This is a genomic window from Chryseobacterium soli (assembly GCF_000737705.1).
Lineage (GTDB): Bacteria > Bacteroidota > Bacteroidia > Flavobacteriales > Weeksellaceae > Chryseobacterium > Chryseobacterium soli.
The window spans coordinates 295,544-312,025 of sequence record NZ_JPRH01000002.1 but is presented as its reverse complement, the minus strand read 5'-3'; the positions used below and the strand labels follow the sequence as shown (position 1 = coordinate 312,025).

Here is a 16,482-nt window from a genome sequence, read left to right as displayed (position 1 = left end):
ATAATTTAACTCTTTACAATATGAAAAAATTCGTCTTATATTCTTTTATGCTAGGTACTTTAGTAACTACTACTGCATGTAGAAATATAGAAGAAGATGGTGAGACCATCGTTCAAAATGGTGGCTCAGGAAACGGTGAAACTGAAAACCTTATTCTTTCAGGAAAGATCACATCCAATCTTACCCTTAAAGCTAATAAAACTTATAAGTTAAGAGGATTGGTTTACGTATCTAACGGAGCTACGTTAACCATTGAACCGGGAACTAAAATTGTAGGTGAAGCCGACAAAAACGGTTCATTAATTATTACCAGAGGAAGTAAAATCATGGCAGAAGGTACTGCCAGCAACCCGATTATCTTCACATCAGAGAAACCAAGTCCTAAAAGAGGTGACTGGGCAGGTCTTGTGATATTGGGAGCTGCGCCTACCAATGCTTCTTTCAATGGGCAAGCGGGAGTTGGAGAAATCGAAGGTGGTATCAACAATACGGAAGGCCTTGGTCTTTATGGCGGAACCAATGCTGCTGACAATAGTGGTATATTAAAATATGTAAGAGTGGAATATGCAGGATATGCTTTTCTACCGGACAAAGAAATCAATGGAATTACATTCGGAGGTGTAGGTAACGGAACGACTGTAGATTATGTGGAAGTAGCATACGCTAATGACGATAGTTTTGAGTGGTTTGGAGGAACGGTAAATTGTTCTCACCTTATTTCTTACAAAGGTCTTGATGATGATTTTGATACAGACAATGGATTCTCAGGAAAAATACAATTCGGAATTGCGGTGAGAGACCCTCAGGTTGCAGACGTTTCAGGTTCTAATGCATTTGAGTCTGATAATGATGCTAACGGTTCTACGTTAACTCCTAAAACATCAGCTACGTTCTCGAACATGACGATCATTGGCCCAATCAACTCTTCAAGCACGGGTACCAATGCAGGATCAATCAACTCTCTGTTCCAGCACGCTTTACAGGTGAGAAGAAATTCATCAATTTCTGTATTCAACTCTGTATTCACAGGATTCCCAATCGGTTTATTCATTGATGCAACGAAGGGATCACCAACTGATGCGAACATTGTTAATTCAAGTATGGCTTTTCAGAATAATATTTTAGCAGGAAACACGACTCCTTTAAAATTCGGACCTTCTACATCATCTCCAACCAGCTATACGTTGGCAGATCTTACAACATGGTTCAACACTGGAGCAAACACTACTTTAACGTATGCTGCTGATGTAAAATTAACAAATGCATGGGCTCCGGCAGGAACTACTCCTAACTTCTCCCCTGCAGCAGGATCTCCTTTATTAACAGGTGGTTTGTTTACACACACTAAATTAACAAGCTGGTTTACTCCGGTAACGTTCAGAGGAGCGGTAAAAGATGCTAATGATACCTGGTATGCAGGTTGGACTAACTTCAATTTATAAGCTTATCACAAGAAGCAACTAATTTTATTCATAACAATCAAGAAACGGCCCGGAAAATTTTCCGGGCCGTTTCCGTTCAAAAAACAAGGGATTAAAAAATATAAGTTACGTGAGTTTTTACTATGAGGTGAGCCAGAAGCTGGAAGAAGGAGGTTGGAAGCTGAAATTGAACCGTTAATACTCCCCTCTCTTCCAGCTTCACACTTCCTGACATTATTCTGGTTAAGGATTCAAATTTCAGTCTTTCCAAAAGAGATTTCCATGATGCATCAAAGCTTTCACTTCAGACATTCTGGATACGGCTTCCGCAGAACAGCCGGCATCCACTAAAACAATCGCTGCATCATCGCCTGCCTTGGGCCACTGCTGATTTCCCTGATCATCTAATGGAAGAATATCCTGCGTGGCAAATTCCAGGGTTCTTGAAAGCTCAAATTCCGTTTCATATCCGTATAATTCTGCAATTAAATGTGCCTTCTGAAGCATATTTCCAGATCCGAACGTGCTCCAGTAGTCCTGCACATTGTCATTTCCTATGATCACTTCTACCCCATATTTTTTCAATACAGGAATCGGCATGATCGTTCCTCTGAACGGCACCGAAGATGCGATTCCCACTTTTCCGGCAGCTAATCTTTCGGCAATATGTTCCGTTTCTTTTGGAGAGAGATGTCCCAATGCAAAAGCATGGCTTATAAATATTTTTCCTTGAAGCCTGGGATTTTCAATGGCTTTATCAATGAGATAATGAATGGTTTTCATCCCCGATTCTCCAGATTCATGGAGATGAATATCAATTCCTTTTCCGTGGTCCAAAGCGAGTTGTACGGTAAAGTCCATTACCTTTTCTATATTTCCGTCAATACTGTAAGGGTCCAGGCCACCGATAAAACCGACACTTTCAAATGCCGCTACTTCTTTCATCAAAGGAACTGAATCAGTATAATACAGTCCATGCTGTGGAAAAGCAACAAGTTCAGCGGTAAAAGAATCTTTCTTATTCTCCAGCGCCCTTTCTAAATTTTCGAGTGATTTCAGACCTGAAGTGGGATCAATATTAAAATGCGTTCTTGCAAAGTGGGTTCCGTAATGCTGCAGCAGACTGATCAGCTGTTCTGCACGTTCCACTGACGTTTTTAAAAGTTCGGGAATAATTTCCTGCTCGTAGGTAATCATATCCTTTACCGTTTTTCTTTTCGGGGAAAGAGCCTGCCACGGAAGTCCATACAACGTTTTATCCAAATGGACATGCATATCTTTGAATGCAGGAAGCATCAAAAAACCTTTCCCATCCACCGCATCTGCAGCCGTATCATTGGGATGTACTGCTTTGATTTTTCCATCTTCAATATCAATACAGAATACATCGGTTTTAGTTCTTATGACCTCTCGATCATCATATTCAAAACCCGTTTCAAGACGGACATTTTTCAGTGAATATTTTCCTTTGACGGGTGCTTGATAGGGAAACTGCATAGTCTAAGTTTTAACCCTACAAAATTACACTCCCTGTTTCGGAAGAAGAGGTATCAATTATGTCTTGTTTTGTATAGATTATTCTTTGAACTGTGATGGTGTCATTCCGGTCTGCATTTTAAAAAACTTTGAAAAGCTGGCGTGATCGTAAAAACCGAGGTCATACACAATATCTTTTACCGACATTTCAGAAACCTTCAACAGTCGTTTCGCTTCCAGGAGAATCCGATCCTGAATGAGTGATGAAGCCGAAGTATTTAAATTTTTCCGGCAGACAATATTCAGATAATTGGCAGAAATGTTCAGTTTTTCTGCATAGAAAGAAACCGAACGTTCTGTTTTAAAATGAATGGAAATTAAGTTTAAAAATTTAGTAATAATAGGATTTGAAGTATAATTTTCAAAATCTTTGAAAGTACCTTCCACGGATTTACTCACCAGTAAACCGATCAGTTCGCTTCGTTTACGGATCAATTCCCAAAAAGGATTTTCTGCAGCAAGCTCTTTCTGAATCGTTTGAAATTCATACAAAAGAGATTGAAACACTACTTCTGAAACACCAATAACTGGATGGTTCTGATAATACGAAGCAGAAAACCGTAAGGCCGGAAGAAAGCTCTCAAACCATCCCCGGCTGATCATCAGCTGATAGCCTATTGTCTCTTTTTCAATGATCCATTGATGCACCTGATCAGGGAAAACAAGATGGATCTGATGATCCTCCACTTTATGTTCTATAAAGTCAATTGTGTGTATTCCTCTGCCCTTTTCGAAAAGATTAATGATGAAAAAATCGTGCTTGTGAGGTTCATCAATAGAACGTTCTCCATGCAGTTCATTAAACACCAGATGAGATCCCAGCGAATGATTTTCACTGAATTCATGAATTCCTAACACGGGAAAATAATCTGGCTGGTGGCTCACTCTGTTAATTTACTCTCTAAAATAAGTAAATTTCCCGAGGTTGTATTTAAAAAACTATATTTCCCTGATGAACTAACGATTCAACGTTCGAAATTCTGGAAACTGCCTCCGCAGAACAGCTTGCTTTCAAGAAGACAAAATCAGCCTGATCTCCTGTTTTCGGCCACTGCTGAATTCCTTTATCATCCAGCGGCAGTATATTGGCTGTAGCCAGTTTTAAACTTCTTGACAATAAAAATTCAGTGGAATAGCCATACAGCTGAGCCATCAGATTGGCTTTCTGCAGTACACTTCCGCTTCCGAACGTATTCCAATGGTCTACAATACTGTCGTTTCCTGTGAGAACGGTCACCCCATGTTTATATAAAGTCGGAATCGGCATAATCAGACTTCCAAACGGGATTGTTGATACAATTCCGATCTGTGCATTTCCTAATTTTTCGGCCATCTCTTCCTGTTTTGCCTTGTCTAATTTACCCAATACAAAACAATGGCTCAAATATGTTTTTCCTTTTAAAGCAGGATTTTCATTGACTTTATCAATTAAATATTCTACGGTTTTCAGGCCTGATTCTCCACTTTCATGCAGGTGAATATCAATACCTTTATGATGATCCAATGCTAACTGAACGGTAAAATCGATTGTTTTTTCGATAGCACCGTCGATGGTATAAGGATCTACCCCACCAATGAAATCAATATCCATTTTCGCCGCCTCTTTCAGGTACGGAACCGAATCTGTATAGAACACTCCATGCTGCGGAAAAGCAACCAGTTCTGCTTCAAAAGTTTTCTTTTTATGATCTAAAGCTTTCTGTAGATTTTTTAAGGATTCTAATTTTGAAGTCGGTTCAATATTCACATGGCTTCTTGCAAAAGAGGTTCCCTTTGACTGAAGCAGTTCAATCATTTTCTCCGCCTTCAACGTTGAGTTTCTCAGCATTTCAGGAAGGATTTTCTGTTCGAGGGCAATCATTCCTTTTACTCCGCCTGTTCTTTTTCTTACGGCCTGCCAATGGTCTCCATAGAATGTTTTGTCTAAATGAATATGCATATCCTTAAAGGCAGGAAGCATCAGCATTCCTTTGGCATCCACTGCTTTTGCATTAGGAAGATTTGCAGAAACTTTCGTGATTTTTCCATTTTCGGTTTCAAGATAAAACAAATCGGTTTGGGTTGAAACGACTTCACCTTCTTCATAGATAAACCCGGTCTCCAAACGGACATTTTTAAAACTCATTTTCCCGTCTGCTGATTGGTTTGGGTCATCAAAAAATGGTGTCGCACTGATGATATCAGGAACTAAAGTAAGTCCTGCCATGGCCCAAGCTGAATTTTTAATAAAAGTTTTACGGGATATACTGTCTGAAGGGTTCATTTACAATCTGTTTGTTACAAAATTAAAGAGAATAGAAATGAATAGCGTGTATGGTTTATCACAAGATTTGTATGATTTATTGGGGTAAGTAGTGATCTGTATTTTTATAAGATGGCTTCATCGCTTTTACCTCTATTGTCATTCCGAGGAAGGAGAAATCCCGTTTATCAATTAGATTCTTCATTTCACTTCGCTACATTCAGAATGACAGCAGCATAAGTAAGCAATAAAGGCTATGATCAATTGCATATACTTACCTAAAATAAAAAGGGATGAAGTTGTAAAACCTCATCCCTTTTTTATCTGTAATGATTGACTGTTAAGAAAAATCAAATTTTCTAACCGCTTCTAATGTCATATCAATCTCTTTATCTTTGATGGCATCACTGATGAAATACGTTTCATAACCACTTGGCGGAAGGTAAATTCCATTGGTAAGCATCTGATGGAAGAAGTTGTTGAACAGGGCATGATTGGCTTCCTGAGCTTCGTCAAAATTTGAAACACTTTTAATATTGAAGAACACCGACATCATCGATCCTTTTCTGTTAATTCTGTGGGAAATTCCTTTTTCATTTAAAATTTTTCCGATTTCAAAGTCTAAGGTTTCTGCTGTTTTATTAATTCTGTTATAGAAGTTTTCGTCATTTTTAATGATCTGTAAAGTCTTCAACCCTGCTCTCATGGCCAGCGGATTCCCACTTAATGTTCCTGCCTGGTACACTCTTCCTTTTGGTGCCAGTTGATCCATAATTTCATTTCTCCCTGCAAAAGCACCTACCGGAAGTCCACCTCCGATTACTTTTCCATAAGTCACCAAATCAGCCTTTACATTGAAAAGTTCCTGAGCTCCTCCGAAAGCCAGTCTGAAACCGGTCATTACCTCATCAAAAATAAGTAAAGCTCCGTTTTCGTCACAGATCCTTCTTAAATTCTGTAAGAAATTATTTTCAGGCAGCACGCAGCCCATGTTTCCGGCAACAGGCTCAACGATAATTGCCGCAATCTGTCCCTGATTATGACGGAAAAGGTCTTCCACCTGCTCAACATCATTGTAACGGGCTAACAGGGTATCTTTTGCTGTTCCTTCCGTTACTCCCGGAGAATTGGGATTTCCGAAAGTGGCAGCACCACTTCCTGCTTTAATCAAGAATGAATCTGAATGGCCATGATAGCACCCTTCAAATTTAATGATCTTATCTCTTCCCGTAAATCCTCTTGCCAATCGTACCGCACTCATACAAGCTTCCGTTCCTGAAGAAACCATTCTTATCTGGTCGATATTAGGAACATTTTCTACGATGAATTTTGCAATCTGCGTCTCCAGTTCTGTAGGGGCACCGAAAGAGAATCCTTTTTCTGCCTGCAGCTGTAAAGCTTCTAAAACTTCAGGGTGTGTATGTCCTAAAATTGCCGGACCCCATGAATTGATATAGTCGATATAGGTATTGTCATCTTCATCTGTAAGGTAAGCTCCTTTCGCAGATTTCATAAAAACAGGAACTCCTCCTACTGATTTGAATGCCCGAACCGGTGAGTTTACTCCTCCGGGAATGTATTGGTAAGCTTCATCGAATAAAGCCGAACTTCTTTGATACTTCATATGTTGATTGATGGTTGATCCTGGCTGTTAATGGTTACCTTACCATTGTAACAGATGACGATCAATAAAAATTAATTTCTAGGTTTTTTGTCTATTAAATAAATCAGCTGCCCTGCAGATGGTTGTTGTCCTTCATCCATTCTGTTTTTAGCATATAATTTGTTTAATTTAACTCCAAATTTTTGAGCGATAGCATGCATATCTTCTCCTGATGCCACTTTATATGTAGCTGTATTTCCTGTAGAATTTTTTGATTCCAGGAAGACGATTTCGTTTTTCTTTAAAACATCACTGTCCAGCTCGTTCCACTTCATCAGTCTGCTTTCGCTAACTTTAAATTTATTGGCAATGAACTTCACGGTGGTATCTTCAGGAATCACAATATATTTCAGGCCTTCATTAGGATGGCTTAAAATTAAAATAGAATTCAGGATTTCTGCTTTTGATTTGATTCTTTCGACTCTTTTCTGTTGCTGGGCAAAAGTGGTCTGCTTGTAAGGTACCGTTACGGTAACCGGTTCTCTTTTAGGTGTTGCTTTTGATGGCTCCAATTTTGCCATAAAGCTTCTGTCATCCTTTAAATCAGGATACATTCTAAGAACGGCATACAGAACTTCTGAAGAGTTGGTATTATCGTATTCGTAGAGTTTGTACCGTTCAATTTTACCAATAAGAATAGAAGCATAACGGGGGTTTGTAGCATATCCCGCTTTTTTAAGGCCGTATGCCCATGCTCTGTAATCTTTCATGTCCAGATTGAAAAGATTCGTGTAATATTTTCTTGTTGATAAAAATATTGAATGATCTTCATACGACTGTCTTGGATCATCATACACCCGGAAACACTCATTGGGAGCATCATCCGTATGTTTCATGGTTTTTCCTGTCCAGTCTTCTTTACATTTTATTCCGAAGTGATTTTTACCTTCCTGAGCCAATCTGCTTTGTCCGCCGCCCGTTTCCAGAAGTCCCTGGGCAAGCGTGATGGAAGCAGGAATTTTATACTTTTCCATTTCTTCTACCGCATATTGGGCAAATCTCTGGATGTATTGGTCTTCAGTAGCCCAAGTCTGGGCCGAGAATTTTGATAAAACTAAAAGGCTTACGAGTAAGAAAAGTCTTTTCATGTTTTTCAATTTTACTTATATAATTAAATTTCTATTTTGTCTCTTTAAAAGCAAATTTGCTCCTTCAATTCCCTGTAATCCTCCGGTATGAAAGCACAGAATTTTACTGTTCTCAGGAAAGTATCCTTCATCGATGAGTTCAAACACCCGCTGCATCATTTTTCCTGTATAGATCGGTTCTAACGGAATTCCAAATTTCTCTTTAAAATCATTAATAAAACGGATGTTTTCATCTTTTATTTTACCATAACCGCCCCAACATGAATCTATTAGATTGAAATTTCTCTTTAAAGTTAGTTCAAAAATTTTATTTTCCAAAGAGGAGTCGTCTACGACCTTAAATCCTATAACTTTCTGATTTTCTTCACAAAATTTGGATATCCCGGCAACGGTACCTCCGGTTCCGACTGCGGTGCAAAGATAATCAAAATCTTTTGTTTCGTTATTGAGCATCATTTTCACACCTTCTATAGCCTCTTCATTGGTTCCTCCTTCAGGAACAATCAGTGCATCCGGGAATTCCTGCTGTAAAAATTCGGATAATTTTTCTTTGTTCCGATATTCTTCCCGGGTTACAAATTTCAGATTCATTCCTTTTTTAAAGGCGAAATATAAAGTGGGATTATCTCTCCATTTGTCATGGAGTTCCTCCCCCCGTATGATTCCCAATGTGGGAATTCCTGACATTTCTCCAACGGCAGCCACAGCAGCAATATGATTGGAAAAAGCACCGCCAAAAGTAATGATATAAGGTTTTTCAGAATTCTTATTTACATAGGTATTCACATTATAAAACAGCTTCCAATATTTATTCCCTGAAATTTCAGAATGAACAAGGTCTTCTCTTTTCATGAAAAGGCGTACATTTTTATTGACGGGAATCTCCTGAATGGATACAGGTTCGGATGGAATTGGTAATAACATTTTTGGATTAATGATAAAATTAATTAATGTAAAAATTTAGGATAACAAAATTAGTGTTTTTTAAAGTTGATGGTTTGTTTGGAGATAAAAGTCATGGAAAGTCTTTTCTATTACCACAGATTACACGGATTTTCACAGATGTTGGGGGTATATTTTGTGGGATTAAAATGTGTATTTTGGCTAAAGCCAGAGGAATTTTGTTTTTTTTATTTTATTTTTAAACGGGTTAAAACCCGCTTCTATTGATGTTTATTTCAAAAAATCTTTAATCTTTAATCTTTAATCTTTAATCTTTAATCTTTAATCTTTAATCTTTAATCAAAAATATTTCCGAAAACTCCAGAATTTTCTTTTGTTCAGATAATGTAAATCATTTTCATGGGCATAGGCTTCTCTTTCAAATGAGATTCTTTTATAGGCGAGATAGCTGTCTTTTAGGGTAAAAAACCAGTAATAATATTCAATCACGTAAAAAATATAAAAGAAAATGATCAGCATTTCCAGCTGTTGTCTCAAATGGATTTTTTCGTGATTGATAAGTTCTTTATTTTCCTTATCTTCGGGTTTCCTTACGAAGATAAAGGGAAAAAGAGCAATGCCGTTAATTTTAAGTTTTTTTAATGGCTTTTGGCATACAATTATCATATAACAAATATAAAAGTTTTTTGACTTAAGATTTAACTTATGGCCCATTTTGACATCAAAGAACACGAAGACTTTTACTATAACGAACAGGGGTACAAGGTTTTCACGGAAAAATTCCATTTAAAAAGGGGACATTGCTGTAAGAGCGGCTGCAGGCACTGCCCTTATGGATACGATAAAAAGACTGATACATTCATTAAAAACGATAAAAAAAATAAATAAAATGAAAAAATATATTTTTATTTTGTTAGCCTCGGCTACTTTGGGCCTCACGTCGTGCAGTCCTTTCCAGGTACGTTCTGATTATGCCGACACTGCGAATTTCAATTCTTATAAGACGTATAAAATAAGAATCGATGATTTGAAACTGAATGATATTGATAAGGACAGGGTGTTAAACGAACTGTCGAAACAACTACAAAGTAAAGGTCTTCAGTCGGGTGAAAATCCTGATCTGATCGTGAATGTAAAAGCAAACCACAAAAAAGTAACCGATATCAACAGCAGCGCTCCTTATGGAATGTGGGGTTGGGGCGGCCCTTTCGGATGGGGTGTTGGAATGAACAGAACCTGGACCAGCAATTATAATGAAGGAGCCATTATCGTTGATCTTGTAGATGCAAGAAGTCAAAAATTGGTTTGGCAGGGTATCGGAAGCGGAATTTCTGTAGATTCTCCGAAAGCAAAACAGAGACAGATTCCGGAAATCATGATGGAAATTATGAAAAATTATCCTCCTCAAAGAAAATAACAGGATTTAAATCAATCATTATATTAAAGCCAGCGCAATTTTTTGTGCTGGCTTTTATTTTGCTTAGCAATCATTTCCCTATTCATTATAGTGATATTCTTAGACGCTAGGCGATCTTTTAGTTGAATTTAAATGCAATGCCTATTAAATTTAACAATAATGTAATTTTTCATTCAAAAAAATATAGTATTCTTACGGTACATTATAATATTACTATGAAAAAAATCATCTTATTTCTTGTATGGGCCGGAGCTGCCAATGCTCAGGCTCCCACAGGGTATTACACCTCTGCAAACGGATTATCGGGAGCAGCTTTAAAAACGGCATTGAGCTCGATCATTACCAATGGACACCAGGATAAAGGATATAACGGACTCTGGACCGCCTATAAAACCACCGATATCGATAAAACTTATGAAAATGACGGTTCTATTATGGATATTTATTCTGAAAAACCAACCGCAGCAGATCCTTATAAGTTTACGCCGGGTACCAGCCAGTGCGGTACTTATTCTGTAGAGGGAAACTGCTACAACAGGGAACATATTGTTCCTCAAAGTCTTTTTAATCAGGCTTCGCCAATGGTTTCTGATATTAACTTCATCAGGGCTACGGATGGAAAAGTGAATGGAATGAGGTCTAATTATCCTTTCGGAAAAGTAGGGACCGCTAGTTTTACTTCTAAAAATGGTTCAAAGCTTGGAAATTCTATTTCGTCAGGATATTCCGGGGTTGTTTTTGAGCCTATTGATGAGTTTAAAGGGGATGTAGCGCGAATGATCTTTTATTTTGTAACCCGTTATCAAAGTAAGCTGTCTACTTTTTCTTCAGGTGATATGCTGGGAAGCAGTGCTTTTCCCGGACTTCAGACCTGGGAGCTGAATGTTTTACTGGCCTGGAACAATCAGGATCCGGTTTCCCAGGCTGAAATTGTAAGAAATAATGCTTCTTATGCGTATCAGGGAAACAGAAACCCATTCATTGATAATTCTAGCTATGCGAATCAAATCTGGGGTTCTCAGCAACCTGCATCAGACACTCAGGCTCCTACTACCGTTGCTAATCTTAGTATTTCAGCAAAAACCTCCAACAGTATTTCTCTTGTGTGGAATGCCGCTACGGATAATGTAGGTGTTTCTTCTTATGCTGTTTATATGAACGGAAGTTTACAAACTACAGTGAGCTCTACTTCAGCAACGATCTCGGGACTCACTCCTTCAACGGGTTATAATTTCTATGTTGTGGCAAAAGATGCTGCCGGAAATTCTTCATCCAACAGCTCAACAATCTCCGGAACGACCAATGCAAGAACTGTTTCATCTACCAACTGTGTGAATGAAACGTTTGAAACAATCCCTGCAAGCAGCGCTTCTTATGCTACAAGAACATGGACCAACAGTGGTATCACATGGACTGCAACGGATGCAAGAACAGATCAGACGATTTCCAATAAAGCCATTACGGTAAGAGACGGTTCATTAACTTCGAGCAGCTCAAGCAATGGTATTGGTTCTTTGACGGTAACTACGCAGCTTAAGTTTTCCGGAAGCAACAGTTCTCTTACGGTTAAAGTAAATGGTACGACCGTAGGAACGATTCCTTACAGTACTACGGCAACCACTACCACTATCAACAATATTAATATTTCAGGAAATGTGGTTGTAACGCTGGAAAATCCTTCATCTTCCAACCGTATTGCTATTGATGATCTAAGCTGGACATGTTATTCAGGTACCGCTAAACAAAGTATTTCTGCTGCGCTGACTGATTCCAAAAGTCTTCAAATCTCCCCTAACCCGATCTCACATCAGGAAATTTTTGTGAAAGGGAATACGGAAGGTATCAAAAAAGCGGTGATCTATAATCTCCAGGGTAAAGTAATGGAAAGTATTGACCAACCTTTTACAGGAAATAGAAATTCCATTAGAATTAAAAATCTTGAACAGGGAGTTTATATTTTAATGCTTGATACGACTTCTTTAAAGTTTATTGTGAAGTAAAAACATAGGGTAATAAAAAAATCCTTCTCTTGATTCAGGAGAAGGATTTTTTATTGATAACCAATATTTGTTTTGTCAGTTTTGAGACTTTTTTGTTCTGTTATTTACGTTTTACATATTTATTTTCAAAGCCTTGGTACGTAATGATCAGAGTATCATTTTTGATGGTATAGTGACTTTCATCTTTTTCATTGGCTTTATCTGTAGAAATGATTGTATTGTTCTGAGCAGTATAGGTAGATGGGATGATGTTTTGCGAATTTCCCTGTCCTACATACTGGACGAATTTTCCGTCTTTGGTAAATTCCAGCACAATTTTCCCGATGGGATTTTCTGTCTGTGCATCTTTAAGGGTTCCCTCCCACTGGCCCAAAAGTCTGGGATCTTCATCTTTTTGCGAATTGCACTGCAACACGGCTAAACAACTTAAAAAAATTAAGAGGTATTTCATTGTATTTATTTTAAGAGTCTGCACTCAGTGAATCTTCGCAGATTTATTTTCTGATGATTTTTATCGTATGATTTCTAAAGGCTCGCCTTGTTTTTTCCTGTGGAAAAACAAAATCAAACTGATTCCTAATCCATTTTCATCTTTAATTTTCGGATCGTAGGTAAATCCTGGTAATTCATCAGGCAATTTAACACTTGCCAGCTTTCCACCTGCATAAAAAACCAATTGATATAAATCATTGGGCAAAGCTGTTAAGTGTTTAAATTTTGAATGAAAAACATCTGAAGTATTTTTTTCATATTCAATATAATATGCAGCGGCAAATTCTTTATCCCGGTCAGTATATATTTTATTGTATTCTTCAATATTTGAAGAGGTGTAAATATTCAAAAGTTTGGAGTTCCATTGCAATATTTCCGACAAAAGCTTTTTTCCGTCTTCTTTTTCTATGTTCATTGAATTTTTCCAACCTGTATTTTTATAAGGAATCTTTGCGTTGAAAGTACCTTTATGGATGAAGGCTGGTAGTTGCTGTTTATCTGAAATGGAAACTTCTTTTCTTTCCAGGATTTCTATCCTGCTATCATCATCTGCATCTACGGAATGTATACCGACTTCCAATTGTGCTTTTTCAGACAGTGTTTCATGATTTTTGTAAGGCAGTATTTTCACTTCAAAAGATTGAATTCCAGCTTCCAACATATATTGATTTATTGGCCAGTCCACCCATATACTCCCATTTTCTTCATAATGACAAAAGACTAGAATATCATTAATTTTCAATTCTATCAAACAATAAAATGCTTTTATCTCAAAGTTATATATAGGTTTGTTCATTGTTTATATTTTTGTGGCATTGTTTCTATACTCTTTCAATTCTCCTTCACTATGGCTTCCTTTATCAAATATTTTATAAAGGCCCGTTGTTATCAACAATTTATCATAAGGAATTCCTATGATTGTATTTTCTTTTTTACTGTATTCTACCTGATTTCCAAATTTGCCATTTAAGAGGGTCGATGGCATTTTTTCGTTTGTTAAAAACTTCTCTATTGACGGATACAATGTATTAAAATCGATATTATAATAATCATCAATCTTAATCATTGGGTATTCCTGTTTTTTAGGAGCGGGCAAGATTTTATCATACCATTTTAGTGGTTTTTTGTTTATAATTACAGGTTCTTTATTTAGAAAAATTCTGTATTCTTTATTATGATACTCCCCATCAAGAGGTGGTGTGTTTATAAAAAAAACAGCTTCTATGGTATTCCAGTTGACAACAAAATCCTTGGAATAGGTAACAATCGTAAAGGATTCATTATTATAAAGTATTTTTCCTTTATATTTATTAGCTTCTTCTTCTGTCTGAAATTTTCCTGTACTCATAAAAGATGAGATAAATACAAAAATAAAAACTGCCATGGTAAGTAAAACCACTCCCCATATGAGAACTCCTTTCACTTTATTTACGTACAATAAATACAGTAATACACCACAGATTAATATAGGAATGAGTGAGAAAACAGCACGCATGTAGTTTATTTTCATATGGTATATTCTTTTTCCGATTTTGCAATTGGTTCATCGGGCTTTTCTATAATAGTAAAATCTTTCCGGTAGCTTTCATTATATTTCATTCCCTGTTTTATAGAATATACAACAATTGTAGCTTTAATACCAGTAAATTCTAATTTATGCTGGCTGTATTGTCCTTTTTTATCTGAACTGATTTCATAAGTATACACAAAAGAGGTTGTCCCTGAAGCCTCGCCTTTCCATTTTTCAACTTTTACTGTTTGTGGTTTTCCATCTGGTTCAGGGACTATTACCGTCACAAACTCTGTACTTTTAGCGCCTCCTTTAATGGCAACTCCGGCTTCAATCTGAAGTTTTCTTGGTCCAGGTCCAAACCCTTCTATTTTATTATAGGCCATAGTGAGCTCTCCTTTTGCTTCCAAAAAAGCTTCAAATATTACATAGATTGTAAATTTATATTTGGCTTCCAAAACATTTTTTATCCAGTCTGCGATCTTCCCTCCCAGTCCCATAAACTGAAGTAATGACATCAGATCTACTCCAATCTTGAATTTAACGATGGGCTTTAATGCTACTCCACCCGTTATTTGTGTTACAACTTGCTGGGTATTTCCTACTTTCCTATTTGTAAATCTAAGGGCTAAGGCTATATTGGGAGGTTCTACATCAAAAGTCCATTTAATGCCTGGTCTGACTTTATATTCTAAATCCTGGCTCTCCTTGTTACCAGCATCAAACATCGAAAGATATTCATTGAGTTTATAATAAAAATCAATAAGTCTTTTAATTTGAGATTTTGTCCTTCCTAATTCAATTGATGATTCAATATTATCAACTTTTACTTTAGCCTGAAGTCCAAACCCGAATCCCCCTTTTGTGTGTATCAATGTTTCTACCTCATCCCTAATTAGCTTTAAACTTTTTTCTTTATTATAGCTCGTTAAAGATTCTTGCTTGGTAAATTTCAGGTTTCGTTCCCTATTATAAGTGGGAAGCATTGTTAAGACAAATGCAACTTCTCTTTCCACATTGGGATATACCACTATCTCAATAGGATTACCAGGTTGTGCACAGGTTCTGCTCACCACTCTATAGGTAGTTGGAGAATCCGGGGTAATAAAAAAGACTTCCGGACTTGTCCTCAATAAGACCGTATTGGCACTTGCCTGAATCGGTAGTGCATAGTTATCCCCTTTCAGAATTTCTGTTCTCTGCTTTTTCCCGTTGATATAGATTTCAACTTCTTTTTTATGGGAAGGTTTTGTAAAGCATCCCTTATTGGTTGTTTTTTCAAATGTTAAATCAATTGTTTTTCCTTCTTCATTGCTTTTTGCCAGTGTTTCGTATCGTGTAATATTTTTCTTCTGTAAAGGATCATATAATGTAAAGTCAAAGGCATCTTTATTACTATCCTTATCATGAACAATGATTTTATCATATCTGCACGGCTCGTATCTTTTAAAATTTATATCAGGTTTATCAACTTTGGTCGGGGTATGGTTGGTGGGCGTTTCTACATTTTTACTGACCACCTGATTTTTTATTCTAAGAAACCGGGCATGAATTTTATCCTTTCCGTCAGTGACATACTGCCCGGAAGCATCTTTTACTTTTACATAAAATTCTTCAGTCGCATTGGGTCTTTTTATTTTCCCAAACCATTTATAGGTATTCCCCATTTTCAGGTTGACCTCCCCATCTATTACCTGAACATTGGTGTAGGTATCCATATGCTGATCATCATCTGCCCCGCCGCCGCCAGGTACGCGTCTGTAAACGTCTACAATCACTTTATCGCCATTGAGCCCTTCTGTTTCGAGTCCTAAATACACCAGATGGCCATAGGAGAAAACATAGGTTTTTCTGACGTCTTCTGCATCGGGTTTTGTGCACCATTTGCTGGTGACTATTTTTTTCGTTGCGGTTCCGAAGACATCAAGACCTGTATTGGCTTTAGGATCTTTTTTACCGGATAGGCTTGCTTCTACATAATACCGGTAAGAACCTGCCAGTTTTGAAGGTATTTTAATGATGTAGCTGTCTTTTGAATCCAATACTCTTGTATCCAATGGGGTTTTCCTGTCCTGTGCAAAACACAGCCAAGTTACTTTTTTATTTTTGTCAGCTTCTGTGGTTCCATCATGCCATTGATCTACGACCAGATATACACTGGTACCGACTACCTGCTGCTGCTTTATACTTTTTATCCCTTTTGCCATGGC

Annotated in this window: 15 protein-coding genes; 4 read left to right on the top strand and 11 right to left on the bottom strand. The window is 37.3% G+C overall.

Going from position 1 to position 16,482, the window contains the following annotated elements; translation table 11 throughout:
* The first annotated feature begins 20 nt into the window (after positions 1-20).
* Entirely contained in the window at positions 21-1,442 is a 1,422-nt protein-coding gene (locus tag IW15_RS06720; protein ID WP_034710152.1) for a hypothetical protein, read from the top strand.
* Positions 1,443-1,679: 237 nt separating this feature from the next.
* On the opposite strand, the gene IW15_RS06715 is transcribed toward IW15_RS06720, so the two are convergent.
* The 7 genes from IW15_RS06715 to IW15_RS06685 all read right to left on the bottom strand — a co-directional run bounded on the left by IW15_RS06715 (position 1,680) and on the right by IW15_RS06685 (position 9,519).
* Positions 1,680-2,918, bottom strand: a complete 1,239-nt coding sequence (locus IW15_RS06715; protein ID WP_051881812.1) for an amidohydrolase — start codon at positions 2,916-2,918, stop codon at positions 1,680-1,682.
* Between the two features lie 78 nt (positions 2,919-2,996).
* On the bottom strand, positions 2,997-3,842 hold the full coding sequence (locus tag IW15_RS06710; RefSeq protein WP_034710151.1) for an AraC family transcriptional regulator: 846 nt from the start codon (positions 3,840-3,842) through the stop codon (positions 2,997-2,999).
* Between the two features lie 46 nt (positions 3,843-3,888).
* Positions 3,889-5,220 (bottom strand): amidohydrolase, encoded by a 1,332-nt coding sequence (locus tag IW15_RS06705; protein WP_034710150.1) that lies wholly within the window; start codon positions 5,218-5,220, stop codon positions 3,889-3,891.
* 319 nt (positions 5,221-5,539) lie between these two features.
* Positions 5,540-6,823: a glutamate-1-semialdehyde 2,1-aminomutase gene (gene hemL / locus IW15_RS06700; RefSeq protein ID WP_034710149.1), complete on the bottom strand. Its 1,284-nt coding sequence runs from the start codon at positions 6,821-6,823 to the stop codon at positions 5,540-5,542.
* Positions 6,824-6,894: 71 nt separating this feature from the next.
* The gene (locus IW15_RS06695) at positions 6,895-7,950 is read right to left on the bottom strand and encodes a glucosaminidase domain-containing protein (RefSeq protein WP_034710148.1); all 1,056 of its coding nucleotides are present in this window, start codon (positions 7,948-7,950) and stop codon (positions 6,895-6,897) included.
* Positions 7,951-7,965: 15 nt separating this feature from the next.
* Positions 7,966-8,874, bottom strand: a complete 909-nt coding sequence (locus IW15_RS06690) for a 1-aminocyclopropane-1-carboxylate deaminase/D-cysteine desulfhydrase (RefSeq protein WP_034710147.1) — start codon at positions 8,872-8,874, stop codon at positions 7,966-7,968.
* A gap of 318 nt (positions 8,875-9,192) precedes the next feature.
* Positions 9,193-9,519 carry a hypothetical protein gene (locus IW15_RS06685; protein ID WP_034710314.1) on the bottom strand — a complete coding sequence of 109 codons (327 nt, stop codon included), beginning with the start codon at positions 9,517-9,519 and terminating at the stop codon, positions 9,193-9,195.
* Between the two features lie 39 nt (positions 9,520-9,558).
* On the opposite strand from IW15_RS06685, the gene IW15_RS22315 reads away from it, so the two are divergent.
* The 3 genes from IW15_RS22315 (at position 9,559) to IW15_RS06675 (ending at position 12,270) form a co-directional block, all read left to right on the top strand.
* Entirely contained in the window at positions 9,559-9,741 is a 183-nt protein-coding gene (locus IW15_RS22315; protein ID WP_084681376.1) for a DUF5522 domain-containing protein, read from the top strand.
* Position 9,742: 1 nt separating this feature from the next.
* Positions 9,743-10,270, top strand: coding sequence for a DUF4136 domain-containing protein (locus IW15_RS06680; RefSeq protein WP_034710313.1), 528 nt, complete (start codon positions 9,743-9,745; stop codon positions 10,268-10,270).
* 215 nt (positions 10,271-10,485) lie between these two features.
* On the top strand, positions 10,486-12,270 hold the full coding sequence (locus IW15_RS06675; protein ID WP_051881831.1) for an endonuclease: 1,785 nt from the start codon (positions 10,486-10,488) through the stop codon (positions 12,268-12,270).
* Positions 12,271-12,370: 100 nt separating this feature from the next.
* Here IW15_RS06675 and IW15_RS06670 read toward each other — a convergent pair whose 3' ends face one another.
* The 4 genes from IW15_RS06670 to IW15_RS06655 all read right to left on the bottom strand — a co-directional run bounded on the left by IW15_RS06670 (position 12,371) and on the right by IW15_RS06655 (position 16,479).
* Entirely contained in the window at positions 12,371-12,721 is a 351-nt protein-coding gene (locus IW15_RS06670) for a hypothetical protein (protein ID WP_131368514.1), read from the bottom strand.
* A gap of 60 nt (positions 12,722-12,781) precedes the next feature.
* Positions 12,782-13,558: a hypothetical protein gene (locus IW15_RS06665; RefSeq protein ID WP_131368513.1), complete on the bottom strand. Its 777-nt coding sequence runs from the start codon at positions 13,556-13,558 to the stop codon at positions 12,782-12,784.
* Between the two features lie 3 nt (positions 13,559-13,561).
* Positions 13,562-14,185 (bottom strand): hypothetical protein, encoded by a 624-nt coding sequence (locus IW15_RS06660; RefSeq protein ID WP_131368512.1) that lies wholly within the window; start codon positions 14,183-14,185, stop codon positions 13,562-13,564.
* 83 nt (positions 14,186-14,268) lie between these two features.
* Positions 14,269-16,479, bottom strand: a complete 2,211-nt coding sequence (locus tag IW15_RS06655; protein WP_034710143.1) for a hypothetical protein — start codon at positions 16,477-16,479, stop codon at positions 14,269-14,271.
* Between the last annotated feature and the right edge of the window lie 3 nt (positions 16,480-16,482).

Excerpts from the sequence above, each read along its gene's own strand:
- IW15_RS06675 (WP_051881831.1), top strand. The coding sequence starts at position 10,486 with ATGAAAAAAATCATCTTATTTCTTGTATGGGCCGGAGCTGCCAATGCT.
- IW15_RS06670 (WP_131368514.1), bottom strand. The coding sequence starts at position 12,721 with ATGAAATACCTCTTAATTTTTTTAAGTTGTTTAGCCGTGTTGCAGTGC.
- IW15_RS06695 (WP_034710148.1), bottom strand. The coding sequence starts at position 7,950 with ATGAAAAGACTTTTCTTACTCGTAAGCCTTTTAGTTTTATCAAAATTC.
- IW15_RS06715 (WP_051881812.1), bottom strand. The coding sequence starts at position 2,918 with ATGCAGTTTCCCTATCAAGCACCCGTCAAAGGAAAATATTCACTGAAA.
- hemL (WP_034710149.1), bottom strand. The coding sequence starts at position 6,823 with ATGAAGTATCAAAGAAGTTCGGCTTTATTCGATGAAGCTTACCAATAC.
- IW15_RS06665 (WP_131368513.1), bottom strand. The coding sequence starts at position 13,558 with ATGAACAAACCTATATATAACTTTGAGATAAAAGCATTTTATTGTTTG.
- IW15_RS06685 (WP_034710314.1), bottom strand. The coding sequence starts at position 9,519 with ATGATAATTGTATGCCAAAAGCCATTAAAAAAACTTAAAATTAACGGC.
- IW15_RS06680 (WP_034710313.1), top strand. The coding sequence starts at position 9,743 with ATGAAAAAATATATTTTTATTTTGTTAGCCTCGGCTACTTTGGGCCTC.
- IW15_RS22315 (WP_084681376.1), top strand. The coding sequence starts at position 9,559 with ATGGCCCATTTTGACATCAAAGAACACGAAGACTTTTACTATAACGAA.
- IW15_RS06655 (WP_034710143.1), bottom strand. The coding sequence starts at position 16,479 with ATGGCAAAAGGGATAAAAAGTATAAAGCAGCAGCAGGTAGTCGGTACC.
- IW15_RS06705 (WP_034710150.1), bottom strand. The coding sequence starts at position 5,220 with ATGAACCCTTCAGACAGTATATCCCGTAAAACTTTTATTAAAAATTCA.
- IW15_RS06720 (WP_034710152.1), top strand. The coding sequence starts at position 21 with ATGAAAAAATTCGTCTTATATTCTTTTATGCTAGGTACTTTAGTAACT.
- IW15_RS06690 (WP_034710147.1), bottom strand. The coding sequence starts at position 8,874 with ATGTTATTACCAATTCCATCCGAACCTGTATCCATTCAGGAGATTCCC.